We start from the raw sequence: 15835 nt of genomic DNA on the forward strand, positions 1-15835 counted from the left end.
ATGCTAGCCCAGGTCGGCGCAGGCCCGCCCGGTGTTGTCGCCTGCTAGGTGCCCACCCTGGCCATGACTTTGTTGATGGTGGCGGCCAGCCCGCGTGCTGCCTGCAGGGCCGTGGCCTCGGAGCGGGCCTCGGTTTCCGCTTCCACGGAGAGAGTGCCCTTCCGGGCGGCCACCAGGATGTGCCGGACTGGGGATCCGCCGGAGACCCCGTAGGAGAGGGCATAACCCGTTTCGCCGCTGGTATCGACCGCGAGGCGGCGGACGGCCGTCCAGGTACGGGAGGGCACTCCCGGCACCTTCTGCTCGATGGCCTTACAGCCGGCGAGCCCGGCGGCCCGGCGGTCGAAGGGCATCGCGGCCGATGGGCCCCGGGCAAACCGCACAAGCCGGAGGCTGATGTGCTCCGACGTCGGCAGTGCCGCCGGAATCTCCGCGACCACCAGGGGTGCGCCATGGAGCGTCCCGAGGTACTTCACGTCGTCGTAGGTGCACGGAGGCGACGGTGGTCCGGGCTCAGGGCCGGCCGGCGCGTACCGGCCGGCGAGGACCCGGGCTTCGTCACCGTGCGGGCCGGTGATGTGCTGCAGGAGCCGGGCCAGGTGCTGCGGCGTCTCCTGCGGCAGAGGGGCCGGCGCTGGAGCGGGTACGGCCGGAGGGGCTGTGGGAGACGGGGACTCCGCCGGCTGGCCAACCATGCGCTTTCCGATCCGGAGCAGCGGTTCCAGCGCGGCCCTGAGTTCGACGTCGGAACTGGCACCGGGTGCCTGCCGGCTCAGCCCGATCGTCAGGGAGCCTTTGAAGACCTGAAGGGCAAGTGTGGCCGGCGGCGGGGGAGTTCCTGCAGCGGCCGCGGGAACGGTGACGGTGGCGTAAGCCTTCTCGCCCACCGCTGCCAGGGGGAGCAGCCGGACCGTGGAGGCCGGTCCGCTGCCGGCGGTCCGCCGGAACCGGGCGCACCTGCGCGCCTGCTCATCCGTGTAGGAAAAATCAGCGGCCTGTACGTCACTGCGGGGAGCGCTGCGGACCAGGACAAAGGCGAGGGCCTCCCTGGACCATTCTCCGGTTAGCGTCAGCACTCCGGCCGCAAAATGCATCCCAAGGTCGGCGCTGCTGGTTGGGGCGCTGTGCGGCCGAAACACGCCGCACTCGGCGGGATCGACGGCGGGGCCGGGCCCCGGCTGCGGCTGATTCTGGAGCCGGGAGCGGAGATCGTTGCTGTCCGCGACCCGGGCAGTCCCGTTGTGCGCGGTGTTGATGGCCGCGTCCATCAGGGCCATCAGTTCCTGGTCGGAAAGTACCTTCTCTGCTGCGGAAGCTGGCGGCCCCGTGGTGGTAGCGGGTGTGGACGGCGCGGCTGTGGCCGGGGTTGCAGTGTGGGGGGCCGCAGTCGCCGGTGGCGGCGCGGCCGGCGGGGAGGAAGTGCAGCCGGCGAGGGCGACGGCGGCGAGGGCGGCGGCAACAGCAAACCGGCAGGACGATAACCTGCCCCGCCGCAGCGGGACGCGGGTACTTCGCATGGGTGCAGCGCCTGGACACACGGCTGGGCTCCCTGCCGTCGGACGTTGTGCTCCATCCATGGTGGGCCCCGGTTGCCGCCGGTGCCAGAGGATTTGGGCCCGTCCGGGACGGGGCTGTCGTCCTAGTAGCAGTCGCTCTAGTTGCGGTCGCCCTAGTTGTAGACGCGCACCCAGTCAATGTTCATCTGGGACGGGCCGCTGGTTCCGGCGTCGGGGAACCAGTCGAGCTGCATCATCTGGCGCATGTCCACCGCGGGCTGATGGCCGGGGTCCGGATCGTTGAAAGTGCTGACGCCGTCGACGTAGCCCGTGATGCCGGAAGCGGTCCACTCCACGGCGTAGTTGTGCCACTGTGTTGTGTCGACGGGCGCCGCCGCCGCGGACGGTCCCGTGGCGCCGCCGCATGCGTAGTGCAGCAGGAAATCCACGCCGGTCCCTTTGGCAGTGCCCGTGGCGTAGTCCACCTCTGCGCAATTCGGTGAGGTGTTGTTGCTGGGCCAGAGCAGGACCAGGGGCCGGTAGTGGGCATCGCGGGTGGTGGTCTTCATCCGTGTTTCCCAGCGGCCGTACTTCTGCGCACCGAACCGCGCCGCCATGGCGCCGGTCGCCCCGGTGGCGTCGCCGCGGACGGTGGCGACCCCGTCGGCAACCGTCCAGGCTTCGGGCCGCCGGTTTCCCAGCCCGGCGTGGCCCGGGCCGGTGGCAACGTTCCACTTCGTGGCGTCAGGCGCTCCGGCATAGCCGAATTCGTCTCCGGCAATCACCGGCCCCCACCGGTGAGCAGTGGCCGCCTCCACGCCGTCTCCGGCCGCCGGTGCTGCGGGAGCGGGTACCGCGGGAGGTGCTGTCCCCGCCGGCACGGAGGTTACAGCCGGGGAGCCTGGGACGGACGGTGCGTCTGACGTGGTCGGTGCCGCGGCAACTGGCCCGTTGGTGGCTGTGCCCGGGGAAGTGCTGTCGGTGGCGGAAGCGGCGGGGGAGTGCCCCGGGCCGCGAGACGATGGCGTCGATGCGCCGGTATCGGCGGGGGAGGTCGACGCCGGCGTGCCCGATCTTTCAGGGGACGAGGGGGACGCCGCGCCGGTGGTGGGGGCAGCGCTGCATCCGGCCAGGGACAGGGCGCCGAGCGCAGCGGTAATGGCGATTTTCTTGAGCAAGCTACCCCTCCGGGCTGTTGACGTGGCAAACGCTTCTCCGCACGGACCTCGCGGACCAGCCGTCAACGTTACCTGATCGTGACCTGCGCCTGCAATGCCGCACCCTGCCCGCAAGCCGGAAAAGAGCGCGCGAAATGGGGGCTGCGGGTCGCCGTGCAAGTGGTCCCGCGGAGGGACCAAGTAGTGCGGCACGAAAAGCGCGAAATGCCCCGCAGAAGACGGGTGGAGCCCACTCGCGACCCCGTCTTTCCGCGCTTTTAGGCTCCTGAGTACTGGGTCATGAAAGTCAAATGCAGTGGTCAGAAATCGGGTCTCAACCATGCGTGCAGCAACAGAATCTGGGGTAACTGTCGATCAAATCCGCCGGCATGCCGGCCGGCGGCGCCGAGGCGCTAAACCGCGCTCGCAGGGCGCCTGGGCCGGGCTGTTGGCAGCCTCACTGACGCTCGCCGGGCTGAGCGTCGGTGCCGGTGCTGCCGCCGACGTCGGCACCATCGCCCACGACCTGCTGCGGACCGGGTGGGACAGCAACGAGACCATCCTGTCGCCGACGTCGGTCGCGTCCTCGAACTTCGGCAAACTGTTCTCCGCAACGGTGGACGGCCAGGTCTACGCCCAACCCCTGGTGGTGGGCGGCACCGTGATCGCCGCGACCGAGAACAACAACGCCTACGGCCTGGACAGCAGCACCGGAGCGCTGAGGTGGCAGCGGAACCTCGGGCCGGCGTGGCCGTCCGCAACCGTCAGCTGCGGCGACCTCGCCCCCAACGTAGGTGTCACCTCGACCCCTGTCTACGACGCCGCGACCAACAGTGTTTTTATGCTGGCCAAGACGAACGACGGCGCCACCCCGCAGCTCCCGCACTGGTACATGCACTCCCTGGACCGGACCACGGGTGCCGAACGGCCCGGGTTCCCCGTCCTGATCGGGGGCGCCCCGACCAACGACCCGACCCGGCCGTTCAACGCCATGACCGCCATGCAGCGGCCCGGGTTGTTGCTGCTGGGCGGGGTTGTGTACGCCGGTTTCGCGAGCCACTGTGACTGGGCGCCCTTCGTGGGCTACGTCGTCGGTGTTTCCACCGCCGGCCGCCAGACCACCATGTGGGCCACCGAATCGGGCAACAGCAGCGCGGAGGGCGGCATCTGGCAGTCCGGCGGGGGACTGGTCTCCGACGGCGCCGGCCAGATCCTCTTCTCCACCGGCAACGGCATCTCCCCGAAAGCCGGTCCCGGGAAGACCCCGCCCGCCACGCTGGCCGAGTCCGTCGTCCGGCTCACCGTCGGCGCCGACGGCAACCTCAAACCCACCGACTTCTTCAGCCCCGCCAACAACGCCAAGCTGGACCAGAACGACGCCGACCTCGGATCCGGTGCGCCCATCGCCATCCCGGCCGGCTACGGAACCGCAGCGCATCCCCGGCTGCTGGTGCAGGTCGGGAAGGACGGGCGCGTCTACCTGCTGGACCGGGACAACCTGGGCGGCATGGGGCAGGGGGCCGGCGGTACCGATGCGGTCGTCGACGAGGCCGGGCCGTACAGCGGAGTCTGGGGACGGCCGGCCTTCCTTGGGACCACCAGCGGCGGCTACGTCTACACCGTCGAGAACAAGGGGTACCTCCGGGCGCATAAGCTCCTGCCCAGCAGCACCGGCGGCATCCAGCTGGCCTCGGTCGGGACCTCCGTAGGCACGTTCGGCTATACCTCCGGGGCTCCGTCCGTAACCTCCAACGGCACCAACGCGTCCACCGCCCTGGTGTGGGCGGTCTACGTCACCGGCCCCACCGGTACCGGAGCTGAGCTTCGGGCTTACCGCGCCCTTCCGGACAGCGCCGGCAAACTCCAGCAGGTCTTCACTGCGCCGCTGGGCATTGCAGCCAAGTTCTCAACTGTGGCAACCGACAACGGCCGGGTTTACGTCGGGACGCGGGACGGCCACATCATCGGGTTCGGCGCGCCGACCACGTCCGCGATGGGCACCGCCAGCGGAGACCTCGGGACGGCTGAGGTCGGCACGGTGAAGACCGGCACCGTGACCATCACCGCCACCCGCGCCGTCACGGTCCAGACCGTCACGGCGGCCGCTCCGTTCGGGATTGGCACGCTGGCGCTGCCGCGCACGCTGGCGAACGGGGCAAGCTTGACGGTTCCGGTGACGTTCGCGCCGGCGGCCCCGGGACAGGCGGACGGTGCGCTGACTGTCACCATGGCCGACGGCGAGGTGGACCTTTTGGGGGTCCACGCCATAGGAACCAAGGAAGGCCTGGGCGCCACCCCGGCGACGCTCACGTACACCAGTGTCCCGACCCAAACCAGCAGCCGGCAGACGGTCAACGTCGTCAACACGGGCCTGAGCGTTGCAACCGTTACGGGTGTGACCCTGCCGGCCAATGCATCCCTGAGCGTCGACCCCGCCACGGTTCCGGCGGTGGGCCAGGTCATCCAGCCCCTCACCTCGGTCCCTGTCTCGGTGACGTTCAGCCCCACAACGGCGACCCCCGTCACTGACCAGCTGGTGGTCACCACCAACCGCGGCTCGCTGACCGTCCCCGTGAACGCCACCGCCGTCTCGGGAGCGGCCCACCTGCAGCTCCCGCCGTCCCTGGCGTTCGGCAATGTTCCGATCGGGACCTCGGCCACGTGGGACTTCACGATTGTGAACACCGGCAATATCCCAATGACCATCACCAAGGCGAAGGCGCCGCTCGGGGTCTTCTCCACCACCAATCCCATCGCCGAAGGCCTCGTGATCCCCGCGGGTGAATCCGCCTACCAGAGCGTCACGTTCAAGCCCACGGCGGTCGGCCAGGCCGGAACCGCGGACACCTACTACCTGATTACCGCCGACGACGGGCAGGGCGCGCAGAAGGTCATGCTCACCGGGGCCGGCGTCGATGACCCCATCGCCCTGAAGGCCTACCAGACCGGCGCCGGCGACCCGAGGTCGGTTTTGGGCAGGTCGCTGACCCTGGAGTACCCGGTCGGGGCAGGAAAGTGCCAGGACTACGTCAAGGGCGTCATCTGCTGGTCCCAGGCCACCGGGGCGCACTGGGTGGGCGGCGCCATCTACGCCCGCTACAAGGCCATGGGCGGGGCCGCCGGAATCCTCGGGTTCCCGACCACTGACCAGCTGACCACCCCGGACACGATCGGCCGGTACGGCCACTTCTCCGGCTCGGGCGGGGCCTCGATCTACTGGTCACCCGCCACCGGGGCGCACTACATTGTGGGGGTCATCCGGGCCAAGTGGACGGCGATGGGCCGGGAGCGCGGCCCGCTCGGTTATCCGACGCAGGACGAGACCCGCACCCCGGACGGGCTGGGACGCTACAACCACTTCGCCGGCTCGTCCGGATCGTCCATCTACTGGACCGCGAAGACAGGCGCCCACTTTGTCCTGGGCGCGATCCGCGGCCGCTGGACTGCCCTGGGCAGGGAAAGCGGACGGCTCGGGTACCCCACCACGGATGAGTACGCGGTCACCGTCGGCCGGGCCTCGGACTTCCAGCGGGGCCGGCTGACCTGGAACCGGACAACCAGGCTGGTCACCGGCTGAGACGGGCCACGGCCGCCGCGCGGCGCACCGCAGCGGCGGCACACCCCGGCGGCGGCACGACAGAATGGACCCATGAGCGAGGCCGGTGAATTCATTGACTCGGCCCTGCAGCGGGAGGGCTCGTGGCAGCGGGCGGAGGAGGCCCGGGCCCGTTTCGGGACCGGGCTGGCAAGCTACGGTTCATCCGTCGGGGCCATCCGGGGAACGGTCCGGGACGCACTGCGGCGGTACCGGAACCTAAGCCATGACGACATCACCGCCCTCTGCTCGGAACTGTGGGAGGCGCCCGTCTTCGAGCGCCGGTTCGCCGCCGTCGTCCTGCTCCAGTCCCGCCTTCCGGTGCTGGATAACTCGGACCTGACCCGGATCGAAGGTTTCCTGCGGACCGCGCGCCTGCGCGAGCTGGCCGATCCGCTGGCGACCGACGTCGTCGGGCCGCTCACCGCAGGCCTCGCCGGCCAGAACCGTTCCCGCGCGGAGGCCGTGCTGGGCCGCTGGCTGCAGGATCCGGACGATTGGCTGCGGCGGGCCGCCCTGCTGGCCCCGCTCCGCGGGCTCCGGGCCGGGGACGGCGACTGGGACCGCTGGCAGCGGCAGGCGGGGCTGGCCCGGACGGGGACCGCGGACGACGCCGGGCTGGTCCGGGAAGCAGTCGAAACGGGCGGTACGGAAAAGGCGAAGAGCGGTTACGTGCCGGGCCGGCGCTCCACCACGGCGTAGGCTTTCCCGTCCAGGAACTGCCAGTCCGTGACCACCATAAACCCCAGCGCGTCCACCCGGTCGTTCAGGACGTGCACATCGAAGCCCCCGTCACGCGGCTCGGCGTCCCAGGTGCCGACATGGATCTCGGTTCCTTCCAGGACCAGCAATTCGGTGTTGACATCAAAATCCTCCCGGGGCTGGTCGCTCAGCTGGCAGATTGCCACACAGGGACTGGTCATGTTCGGGCCTCCGCTCCGGGAACGCTGGATGCCTTCATCCTATGCGCGGCGGGGCACCCGGACGTAGGGAAATTTTGCCGCCACAACACGGTCCCGTTACCTGAATGTGACAATCCGGCGCGGAGTCGTTACCGTTGATGGGTGCCTGTTTGTATCCGATACGGGCGCTCCCGAGCCGATTGCCTAACTCTGCCGCGGCCCGGGATCCGAATGCAACCATCTGGCAGAGACGGGGAAACCACTTTCGACCTGCGCTCTTAGCGGGTCTTGGGGTGAAGCCGCACAGCGTCCGTTTCAGACGGGCCCGCGGCCGGGTGCCTCCCATCCGAATCCGACAGCTCACCTCGCAGGCATTGGGAGAGGCAACATTCATGTCTTCAAGCATTACTTCTGCGCGCCATCGCTCCGACGCAACCGCCGGGCGGGGTTCAGCATTCTCGGTCAAGTCCGGCACCATCGGCCGCCAGGCCGCGGTGATCTTCGCAGCCTCCGGCCTGGTCCTCACCAGCGGCATGGCCGCCAACGCCGCCACCGCACCGGCCGAGCGTGACGCCGCCCCGGCATCCTCCGTGGACGTCGGCAGCAAGGTTTCGGCGCCCGTCTCGGCGGACTCCGCCGTGCGCATCAGCTTCGACCGCCCGGCAGTCGCCACCACGCCGGCACCCGTCATCGAACAGCCGAAGCCCGTGGCTGCGGCACCGGCTCCCGCCGCCGTCCCCGCCCCTGTGGTTGCCCAGGCTCCGGCCGCACCCCAGATCACGGTCCAGGCAAAGGCTGCAGTCGCACCTGCCCCGGCAGCCGGCGGAGTCAACGCCGCGATGCTCTCGGCCGCCTACAGCCAGATCGGTATCACCCAGGACTGCACCGCCATGGTCGAAAAGGCCCTGGGCGCAGCCGGCATCCCGGTGGGCGACCTTGGTCCGCAGCAGTTCATGAACTACGGCAAGGTTGTCAGCACCCCGCAGCCTGGCGACATGATCGTCCAGTCCGGCCACGTGGCCATCTACGCCGGCGACGGCCAGGCCATCAGTGGTGGCATGAACGGCAGCAACCAGACCATCAAGCACCCCCTGTCGTGGCTCACCGCCACCGGCAGCGTGACGTTCGTCCGCGCCGGCGCCTAATTACCGCGCAAGGCCTCTTTCCAAGGCCGGCGGCCGGTTGCCCTCGGGCACCCGGCCGCCGGCCTTTTGGTGTTTTGAACGCCTAGCTGCCGTACCGCAGCAGGACCACGCCGTTGCCGAACCTGCGGGTTTCAGCGAGGGCCATTGCCGTCCTGCCCTCCGCAGGCTTGAACAACGGCTTACCCCGGCCCAGCAGGACGGGATGGACAAAGATCCAGTACTCGTCGATCAGTCCGTGCCGGCGGAAAGTGTCTGCAAGTTCCGCGCCGCCGAGCGCCAGGTCCCCGCCGGGCTCGGCCTTGAGCGCCAGCACCTCCTCCGCAACGACGTCGCGCACCACCGTGGTGTTCCAGCCGGCTTCCCGGAGGGTCCGGGAGTAGACGATTTTCGGCATGTCACGCCAGATCCGGGCAAACTCGACCTCCCGCGGTGAGCTGTCCGGGTCCTGGTCCGCCGTCGGCCAGTAGTCGGCCATCAGCTGGTAGGTGACCCGGCCATCCAGGAACGCCCCCATGGTGCTTAGCTGGTCGTTAAAGTAGCCGTGGAGTTCGTCATCGACCATGTGCCAGCCAATGTCGCCGTCCGGTCCCTCGAAGAAGCCGTCCAGGGAAACCTGCATCGCTACGATGATCTTCCGCATGGCCCGAGCGTACCCGTGGCCCCGCCGCTACGGGAAGGGCCGTGCGGGTGGTGCCTAGTCCGGTAATTTGGCGTAGGCGGCCGCACTCAGGAACTCAACCCCGACGAACGGATCGCCGCCTTCAACCCAGGCGTCGTGGCCCGGCGGAATGGTGTAGGAGTCGCCGGCGGCGATGTCGATCCGGCCGCCGTCGGTGGTCTCGACAGTCAGCTTGCCAGACACGCAGAAGCCAACGTGGCTGTTCTGGCAGGAATCGGTGTTCACCACGGGTTTGATGCATTCGGACCAGCGCCATCCCGGCTCGAAACTCAGCCGGCCGATGGTGTAGTCGCCGACCGACACGATGTCGATCTCGCTCTTGTCCGGCCGGCGCTTTTCATCAGGGGAATTGTGGGATTTTACTTGCAGCTGGGTGACAACGTTGGTGGACATTGCACTCCCTCTTTTCGCTCAGGGAATTTAACTGCTTACGGAGCCAAGAATCCTCGGTTGGCCGCCGGTTGTCGATACACCTTTCCTAGAAGCTGGAGGAGCTCCCGGAACCGGAAAAACTGCCGCCCGAGCCGCCGTATCCCGTGGTGCTTCCGCCCCGGGCTGAGCTGACGCTGGAAACCCCGGTGCTGAGCCCAGTATTAAAGGTGGGGACCGAGAAAAAGTAGTACGACGGATACACCGTGCCCAGGATGCTTGGCTCGTAACTGCGCCGTTGCTTCTTCCCCGTTCCTTCCTGCGCTTCCTCCATCTGCGTCCGCATGAGCTCGGCCTCCCGGTCATTGCGTGCATAGCCCGCGATTACCGTGTCGGCGTGGGCCTTGAGCAGCCCGGACAGTTCAGTCCTGGCGTCGCGCAAGCGGTCAAGCGCCGTCTCAGGGGTGATGGTGCCGTCCGCGAGGTCTGCGGTCCAGCGTTCCATGTCCCGCTGGCTGGCGTCGCGGAAGGACCGCAGGGAAGCGGCCGTCGCGGAATCGCCTTCACCGTGGCCCTTGGCGAGCATGCCCTCAATGCCGGCCAGGTCGCTGCGGAACGGTGCCAGTTGACGGTCCCACGCCGTCGCCCACGTGGACCCGCGGTTCAGCAGGGCGTTTGTGTCGGCGATGACGTCGTCCAGGGCATCGAGTTCCGCGGCCGCATCGGCGTACTCCCGGGCCAGCGCCAGGCCGGGACTGCGCGATAGTTCCCGGGACGTCAGCGCGTGTACCTGGTTGGCGAGGCCCGTGGCGGCTTTATAGCGGCTCAGGAAGGTGCGGTGTTTCTCCAGCACCGTGCTGCCGTAGCGCGAGGACGCCGGGATGGTGCCCGCGTTGAGCTCGGTCACCTGCAGGTCCATGCTGACGTTGGAGTAGTTTGCGTCACCGCGGGCTATTTCCTTGCGGCTGCCCACCCGGGTGCGCCACCGCACCAGCAACCAGGCGCCCGCACCGGCAACCACCGTTCCTGCGGCGCTCCAGGCGGTGACCAGGAAGGCGGTGGAGCGGTACCAGGGCTGGTTGATTAGCTCCGCGCCGCGGCGGATGCCGGCAATGGTCCCGTCCGTCCACTGTGCGTCGCGCAGCAGTTCCTTGGCTGCGTCCTGGATGTCGGTGCGCTGCTCCAGGGATACCTTCCGGTCTTCGCCCATGTAGGTCCCGACGTGTCGGGCCACCGGATCCAGCGCGAAGATGAACAGGCCGTCGGCCCATTTCTGGCCGTCCTTGCTGATCCAGTCCGGGTGCTCCGCCCGGGCGAAGCGCAGGACCTCCTCATTCAGATTGTCCGCCGCGCTGCCGTTGTACGTATATATGGCGACGGTGGTGGGCTGGTAGAACTCGATCTGCTGCACGGCCGGGAGCAGCGTATTGCGGTCCAGGACCCCGGCCTTGTCCTCCACGACGACGCCGACCGGCGCAACAGCGAACGCCGCCGCGGCGGGTCCCAGCAGGAGACCCGCCACGGCGGTGAACAGCACTAGTACAGCAGGCGGTTTGTGGCCAAAGACGTTCCGGATGATCCCCATGGTCAGAGACTAGTGTCTGCTGCCGGCGTCGTCGACGATCAGAAGCCCCAAAACCCCCGGAAGCCCCCGGTTCCCGGTTAGACGCAGCTTGGCCGGTACGCAGGATCCGCCGGCTGCCCGGCGGGCCGGCCCAGCGCGTTGGAGACGAGGCGCTGCACCACGGGGTCGTTCGGCGTCTGGTCGTGCTCGATCACATCCGCCGGGCACTTGTCCTGGATGGTGATGTTGGTGACCTTCTGCGCGGATCCGGCCAGGAACTGGCTCTGGTACGGGGTCACCACCTCATCGTGCGTGGTGGAGATGACGGTGTACACCGGTCCGGCCACGGTGTCTCCGATGGAGTTCAGCTTGGTCAGGAACGCGGAGCCGGCCTGCTGGTCGGCGCAGGCCTGGCAATTGGAGCCGCCAACCGACGTTGCCGGCGGCACGGAGCCCGGGGCCGGTGTAATCAGTCCCTGGGTCCCGTGGTTCGACGGGGCGATGCCCACCAGCTGGTTGACCTTTTTCGCCCCGTTCAGGAACCCCAGGTAGTACCGGGGCATCATCCCGCCCTGGCTGTGCCCCACCAGGTCCACCTGCTTTGCTCCGGTCGAGGCCAGCACGGCGTCCACGAACGGGGCAAGCTGGGCCGCGGAGTCTGCGACCGGTCCGGTGGCATCGATCCCGTTGGTCGCTCCGTAATTGAGGGCATAGACGCAGTAGCCCTGGTTCTTGAGGGCAGGCGCCATGGTGGCCCAGTTCTTCGCCATGTTCTCAAAGGTGCCCGGGACGAGAATCACGGGACGGGGGTGCGCCGCGCTGGGCTTGCAGGACCAGTCGTTTGCCCCGGGCGGGGAGACGTCAACAGTGTCTGCGGTGGCCGCGGGGGCCGACGCCAGGGATCCGCAGAGCAGGGCGATGGCTGCGAGCGCGGCGGACTTGGCGACTGCGCGGGCCGGTCGGGACGCAATATTGGGCTTGGTCACGGGACTACCTCTTAGGTTGGGCCCCTCAACGGTGAGGGGCTTGATGGATGCAGGCGAGTTGCCGGCCCTTCCCCACTGTGACCTGACTCACGCCCACCCTTTCCACGGTAGGGACCATGGCGCGACGTTCAGAGGGTTCTGCACGTTTGTGCACGCCTATTTGGCCGAACGGGGTTACTTTCCGGTAACCGGGCGGCCAGGGTGCACGTTTTCGCGTTTCGCACCTCCGGTTTCCGCTGGCTTAGCCGACGGCTGCGGCGCCGGACGGCGGGGCGAAGTCCCGGGCGGCCCGCGATCCCGCCCAAGCGCTCGTGGCGATAGTCACCAGCGCGCCCAGGAGCAGGGCCGCGTTCTCTCCGGGCTGCAGGACATGGAGCTGTGTGCCGATGCTGGCTGCCGCCACCGGCACACCCAGCTGGGCGGCGGAGAGTACGCCGAGCGGCAGCGGCATTCCGAACACCCTGAGGCCGGCATGGAGCAGAAGGGTGCCGATCCCCAGCGACAATCCCAGGAGGACCATGTCCGGATGCCCGGCGAGGTCACGCAGGTTAAGGGAAGCGCCCAGCCAGACGAAAAAGATGGGGCCAAGAAAGCCGTCGCTCACGGCAAAAAGCTGGCGGGCCAGGCGCCGGGGTTCGCCGACGGCGGAGACCACCAGTCCGAACGAGAACCCCGCCAGCATCACCGATACGTGGCCGAAGCTCGCCACTCCGGCCAGGGCAAACAGCAGTGCCAGCTGGATCCGCAGCTCCAGGGCAAACTTGCGGTCCTCGGACAACCGGTGCATCCGCTGCCGGGTCCCGTTTCGCTCCAGGGCTCGCAGCACGAAGAAGAGGGCGACGGCGGCGGCTCCCACCGCGAGCGCCCCCAGGGCGGCGCGTCCTGCATTCGGCGGGTCCACCGCCAGCGGCAGGGCGAGAATGCAGGCGATGTCGGCAATGGCCACCTGGGCTGTCGTGGCGACGACGTCCGGTCCGCGCAGGCGCAGTGAGTCGACGATCGGGAGCACCAGGGCCGCGGACGAGGACGCCAGGAGCACGGCGTACAACGGGGCATGGCCGGTGCCGAACGCCAGGCCCACCCCCGTGCCGACGATCACTGCCGCCGCGGCCGCCAGCGCGGTCCGGGCCGACCCCTTCCCCAGGGCCGCTCGGATTTCCGGGTCCCGGACCGGGACGTGGGTTCCGGCGACGAACATCATCAGTGCGAAGCCGATGCTGGCCAAGAGGCTGAGGGTGGGGTCTTCGGGATCGACGAGGGAGAAGCCGGTCCGGCCTATCACCACGCCGGCGAGCAGCTCGCCGAGGACAACGGGCAGCCGCCAGCGGGCCGGCAATGCGAGGAGCGGCCCGGCCAGCGCGACCACCGCGATCAGCGACAGGGACAGGAACGTCATCCGGTGCCTGCCCGGCTGGCACGCGTCCTGCATTCTCTCGCCATGGAATGAGAGTAGCCCCGCGGACGTTCGGGTGCCCGCGTCTGGGCGCCCCGGCGTCGGAGTTAGGGTGCGGCCGGGGGAAGGATGATCTGCATAACCGTTCCGTCGGCCCCCGTCCGGGCAACCTCAACGGTGCCGCCGGCAGCCATGGCAATTTCACGGACCAGGGACAGGCCGATGCCGAAGCTCCGCTGGCGTGCGGCGCCGTCGGACCCGGGCGTCCGGACAAAACGGTCGAAGATGCGCTCCTGATCGACGCCGGTGATCCCCGTCCCGGTGTCCGCCACGGTGATAACAGCCTGGTGCGGCGTGGCCTCGGTTGAAATGGAGACCCGGCCGCCCGGGGGAGTGTGGGCAAGGGCGTTGTCCGCGAGTGCCAGCACCGCACGGCGCAGCGCGTTCCGTTCGATCCGGGCGTGCGGACGGTCGACGGCGGAGAAATCCACGCTGACGTTGCCGGCGGCCGCCAGCTGCTCGAGGCTCTCGGCGACGGAGGCCGCGACGTCGGCCAGATCCACCGGTTCGGCGGCCGGGTCCGGGGTGTCGGCCGTGGCCGCCAGCAGGAGTTCGTTGACGATCCCGGTGAGTGTTGCCGCGTCCTCTCGGATCCGGGCCAGCTGCCTGGCCGCCGCTGACTCCGGCTCTGCGCCGCGCTGCGCCAGCTGGATGCGGGTATCCAGGATGGCGAGCGGGGTGCGGAGTTCGTGGCTGGCGTCCTGGACGAACCTGCGCTGCAGGGCCAGGGCTTCGCCCAGCGGCCGGATGGCGCTGCGGGCGCTGAGCCACCCCACCAGCCCGGCGAGCGCGATGCCGGCGACTCCGGCAACGATCATGGCCTCGAGCAGGTCCTTCGAGTCCAGGTAGGCGTAGGTTGTGCCGCCAGGGCCCGGGGGCACCAGCTCCGGCCGGGCAAGTTTGTTCATCAGATACAGGGCGGCTACGGCGAGCAGGCCCAGGACCATCACGGCGCAGGCAGCACTGATGCGCACAGCCACCTTCAGGGATGCCCTGCGCAGGGTGGACTGGTCCGGGGTTCCACCGCGCGATGGTCCTGGTGTCATCTCTTCCTTAGTCATCGGCGTCGCCGATCTGGTAGCCGACGCCGTGGACGGTCCGGATGACGGACCGGGTGATCTTGCGGCGGAGGTGGTGGACGTAGGTGTCGATCACTCCGGGCTGGTCCGTGGGGTCGAACAGGGCGGCCAAGAGCTCGTCGCGGGTAAACACCCGGCCGGGTTCGGCGGCCAGGGCTGCCAGGAGTTCGGATTCCTTCGCCGTCAGCGACACCAGCCCGCCGTACACCGAGCGGACAGTGCGCGAGGACGGGTCCAGCTCCCAGCCGCCGATGGTGACCGGCCCGCCGGCCGGGGCGTAGCTGCGGGTCAGTGCGCGCAGCCGTGCGGCCAGCTCGCCGGCGTCGAAGGGTTTGGTGACGTAGTCGTTGGCGCCGGCATCCAGCCCGCGGACCTTCTCGTCCGGCTCCGCCAGCGCAGTCAGGATCAGGATGGGCGTGGCGATTCCCTTGGACCGCAGGGCCGCGATCACGGCTATCCCGTCCATCCCGGGCAGGCCGCGGTCGATCACCAGCACGTCCCACGGCTCGGTGAGGCCCAGGTGCAGGCCGTCCTGGCCGTTGGCGGCCAGGCGCACGCGGTAGTCCGGTTCCAGCAGTTCGGCGATCAGCGGTCCCAGGACGGGGTCGTCCTCGACGAGCAGGAGGGCGGGCCGGTCAGTGACTGTCATGCGGCTATTCTTTCGCGGCCAGCTCCCGGTTGGGTTCGACGTCGCCCGTGTCGCCGCCGTCCGCGGCCGGCGTGCCACCGGCATCCGCGGCGTCGCGCCGGTTCTGGCGGCGGCGCTTGAGCAGTTGGATGATCCAGGGAACGACCGAGACGAGGACCATAACGACGGCGATGACGTCGATGTTCTTGGCGATGATCTCGTAGTGGCCCAGCCAGGTACCGAGCAGGGTCACGGACACCGCCCACGCGAACGCCCCGACGATGTTCCAGAGCGTGAAGGCCTTGTACCCGTAGCGGCCGATGCCGGCCGTCAGCGGGGCGAACGTCCGGACCATGGGCACAAACCGGGCAAGTACGACGGCGGCACCACCGTGCCGGCGGAAGAACTCCTCGGTGGTTGCCAGGTGGGCGGTCTTGAGGATCCGTGCGTCATCTTTGAACCACCGTCGGCCGAAGGTGCGCCCCAGCATGTAGCCGACCTGGTCGCCCGCCACGGCGGCAGCGGTGACGACGCCGATCAGCACGGGCAATGTCAGGTGGAGCTGCTGGTGCAGCAGTCCGGCGGTGAAGAGCAGGGAATCGCCGGGCAGGAACGGGAACAGGACGCCGGACTCCACAAACACCATGGCGGCGATGACGCCGAGGGCGGCGGGTCCGAGCCCGGCGAGCAGGCTGGCCGGGTCCAGCAGGGACGGCGTGCCGGCCGCGGCCGCCAGGGCCGGGGCCAGCCCGGTGGTCAAAATGCTGTGCATGGTCACGTCC

The 15835-nt window shown here is 69.0% G+C and carries 14 protein-coding genes and 1 riboswitch; of the genes, 3 read left to right on the forward strand and 11 right to left on the reverse strand.

All coding sequences use genetic code 11. The features are described from left to right. Positions 1 to 44 precede the first annotated feature (44 nt). A complete protein-coding gene (locus tag AC1DHY_RS06090; protein WP_476903323.1) occupies positions 45 to 1517 on the reverse strand; it encodes a hypothetical protein in 1473 nt (490 codons plus the stop codon). A 152-nt stretch (positions 1518 to 1669) separates the two neighbouring features. Beyond that, a complete protein-coding gene (locus AC1DHY_RS06095; protein WP_476880017.1) occupies positions 1670 to 2281 on the reverse strand; it encodes a family 16 glycosylhydrolase in 612 nt (203 codons plus the stop codon). Positions 2282 to 3101: 820 nt separating this feature from the next. Between AC1DHY_RS06095 and AC1DHY_RS06100 the strand changes: the two genes are divergently transcribed. Together AC1DHY_RS06100 and AC1DHY_RS06105 are read left to right on the forward strand one after the other, a co-directional pair. Further along, entirely contained in the window at positions 3102 to 6230 is a 3129-nt protein-coding gene (locus AC1DHY_RS06100) for an Ig-like domain-containing protein (protein WP_476903324.1), read from the forward strand. 72 nt (positions 6231 to 6302) lie between these two features. Then, entirely contained in the window at positions 6303 to 6950 is a 648-nt protein-coding gene (locus AC1DHY_RS06105) for a DNA alkylation repair protein (RefSeq protein ID WP_476879943.1), read from the forward strand. Here the strand turns inward: AC1DHY_RS06105 and AC1DHY_RS06110 are convergent. Continuing rightward, complete coding sequence (locus tag AC1DHY_RS06110; RefSeq protein WP_476879944.1) at positions 6917 to 7171, reverse strand: hypothetical protein; 255 nt, start codon at positions 7169 to 7171, stop codon at positions 6917 to 6919. The two genes, AC1DHY_RS06105 and AC1DHY_RS06110, sit on opposite strands and share 34 nt — an antisense overlap. 201 nt (positions 7172 to 7372) lie before the next feature. Continuing rightward, positions 7373 to 7538: riboswitch (cyclic di-AMP (ydaO/yuaA leader) on the forward strand. A 4-nt stretch (positions 7539 to 7542) separates the two neighbouring features. Between AC1DHY_RS06110 and AC1DHY_RS06115 the strand changes: the two genes are divergently transcribed. Then, positions 7543 to 8295 (forward strand): NlpC/P60 family protein, encoded by a 753-nt coding sequence (locus AC1DHY_RS06115; protein ID WP_476879945.1) that lies wholly within the window; start codon positions 7543 to 7545, stop codon positions 8293 to 8295. Between the two features lie 82 nt (positions 8296 to 8377). On the opposite strand, the gene AC1DHY_RS06120 is transcribed toward AC1DHY_RS06115, so the two are convergent. The 8 genes from AC1DHY_RS06120 to AC1DHY_RS06155 all read right to left on the reverse strand — a co-directional run bounded on the left by AC1DHY_RS06120 (position 8378) and on the right by AC1DHY_RS06155 (position 15825). Beyond that, complete coding sequence (locus tag AC1DHY_RS06120; RefSeq protein WP_476879946.1) at positions 8378 to 8935, reverse strand: dihydrofolate reductase family protein; 558 nt, start codon at positions 8933 to 8935, stop codon at positions 8378 to 8380. 54 nt (positions 8936 to 8989) lie between these two features. Then, positions 8990 to 9367, reverse strand: coding sequence for a cupin domain-containing protein (locus AC1DHY_RS06125; RefSeq protein ID WP_476879947.1), 378 nt, complete (start codon positions 9365 to 9367; stop codon positions 8990 to 8992). 85 nt (positions 9368 to 9452) lie between these two features. Next, a complete protein-coding gene (locus AC1DHY_RS06130) occupies positions 9453 to 10928 on the reverse strand; it encodes a DUF5129 domain-containing protein (RefSeq protein WP_476903325.1) in 1476 nt (491 codons plus the stop codon). A 77-nt stretch (positions 10929 to 11005) separates the two neighbouring features. Next, complete coding sequence (locus AC1DHY_RS06135) at positions 11006 to 11893, reverse strand: esterase/lipase family protein (protein ID WP_476903326.1); 888 nt, start codon at positions 11891 to 11893, stop codon at positions 11006 to 11008. Positions 11894 to 12134: 241 nt separating this feature from the next. After that, positions 12135 to 13289 carry a cation:proton antiporter gene (locus AC1DHY_RS06140; protein ID WP_476903327.1) on the reverse strand — a complete coding sequence of 385 codons (1155 nt, stop codon included), beginning with the start codon at positions 13287 to 13289 and terminating at the stop codon, positions 12135 to 12137. A gap of 104 nt (positions 13290 to 13393) precedes the next feature. Beyond that, positions 13394 to 14392 carry a sensor histidine kinase gene (locus AC1DHY_RS06145; protein ID WP_476879055.1) on the reverse strand — a complete coding sequence of 333 codons (999 nt, stop codon included), beginning with the start codon at positions 14390 to 14392 and terminating at the stop codon, positions 13394 to 13396. 7 nt (positions 14393 to 14399) lie between these two features. After that, the gene (locus AC1DHY_RS06150) at positions 14400 to 15074 is read right to left on the reverse strand and encodes a response regulator transcription factor (protein ID WP_476879056.1); all 675 of its coding nucleotides are present in this window, start codon (positions 15072 to 15074) and stop codon (positions 14400 to 14402) included. 4 nt (positions 15075 to 15078) lie between these two features. Next, the gene (locus tag AC1DHY_RS06155) at positions 15079 to 15825 is read right to left on the reverse strand and encodes a DedA family protein (protein WP_476879057.1); all 747 of its coding nucleotides are present in this window, start codon (positions 15823 to 15825) and stop codon (positions 15079 to 15081) included. Positions 15826 to 15835 lie beyond the last annotated feature (10 nt).

Source organism: Arthrobacter sp. 05L44, from assembly GCF_056397605.1.

Excerpts from the sequence above, each read along its gene's own strand:
- AC1DHY_RS06090 (WP_476903323.1), bottom strand. The coding sequence starts at position 1,517 with ATGCGAAGTACCCGCGTCCCGCTGCGGCGGGGCAGGTTATCGTCCTGC.
- AC1DHY_RS06105 (WP_476879943.1), top strand. The coding sequence starts at position 6,303 with ATGAGCGAGGCCGGTGAATTCATTGACTCGGCCCTGCAGCGGGAGGGC.
- AC1DHY_RS06110 (WP_476879944.1), bottom strand. The coding sequence starts at position 7,171 with ATGACCAGTCCCTGTGTGGCAATCTGCCAGCTGAGCGACCAGCCCCGG.
- AC1DHY_RS06115 (WP_476879945.1), top strand. The coding sequence starts at position 7,543 with ATGTCTTCAAGCATTACTTCTGCGCGCCATCGCTCCGACGCAACCGCC.
- AC1DHY_RS06120 (WP_476879946.1), bottom strand. The coding sequence starts at position 8,935 with ATGCGGAAGATCATCGTAGCGATGCAGGTTTCCCTGGACGGCTTCTTC.
- AC1DHY_RS06125 (WP_476879947.1), bottom strand. The coding sequence starts at position 9,367 with ATGTCCACCAACGTTGTCACCCAGCTGCAAGTAAAATCCCACAATTCC.
- AC1DHY_RS06130 (WP_476903325.1), bottom strand. The coding sequence starts at position 10,928 with ATGGGGATCATCCGGAACGTCTTTGGCCACAAACCGCCTGCTGTACTA.
- AC1DHY_RS06140 (WP_476903327.1), bottom strand. The coding sequence starts at position 13,289 with ATGACGTTCCTGTCCCTGTCGCTGATCGCGGTGGTCGCGCTGGCCGGG.
- AC1DHY_RS06145 (WP_476879055.1), bottom strand. The coding sequence starts at position 14,392 with ATGACACCAGGACCATCGCGCGGTGGAACCCCGGACCAGTCCACCCTG.
- AC1DHY_RS06150 (WP_476879056.1), bottom strand. The coding sequence starts at position 15,074 with ATGACAGTCACTGACCGGCCCGCCCTCCTGCTCGTCGAGGACGACCCC.
- AC1DHY_RS06155 (WP_476879057.1), bottom strand. The coding sequence starts at position 15,825 with ATGCACAGCATTTTGACCACCGGGCTGGCCCCGGCCCTGGCGGCCGCG.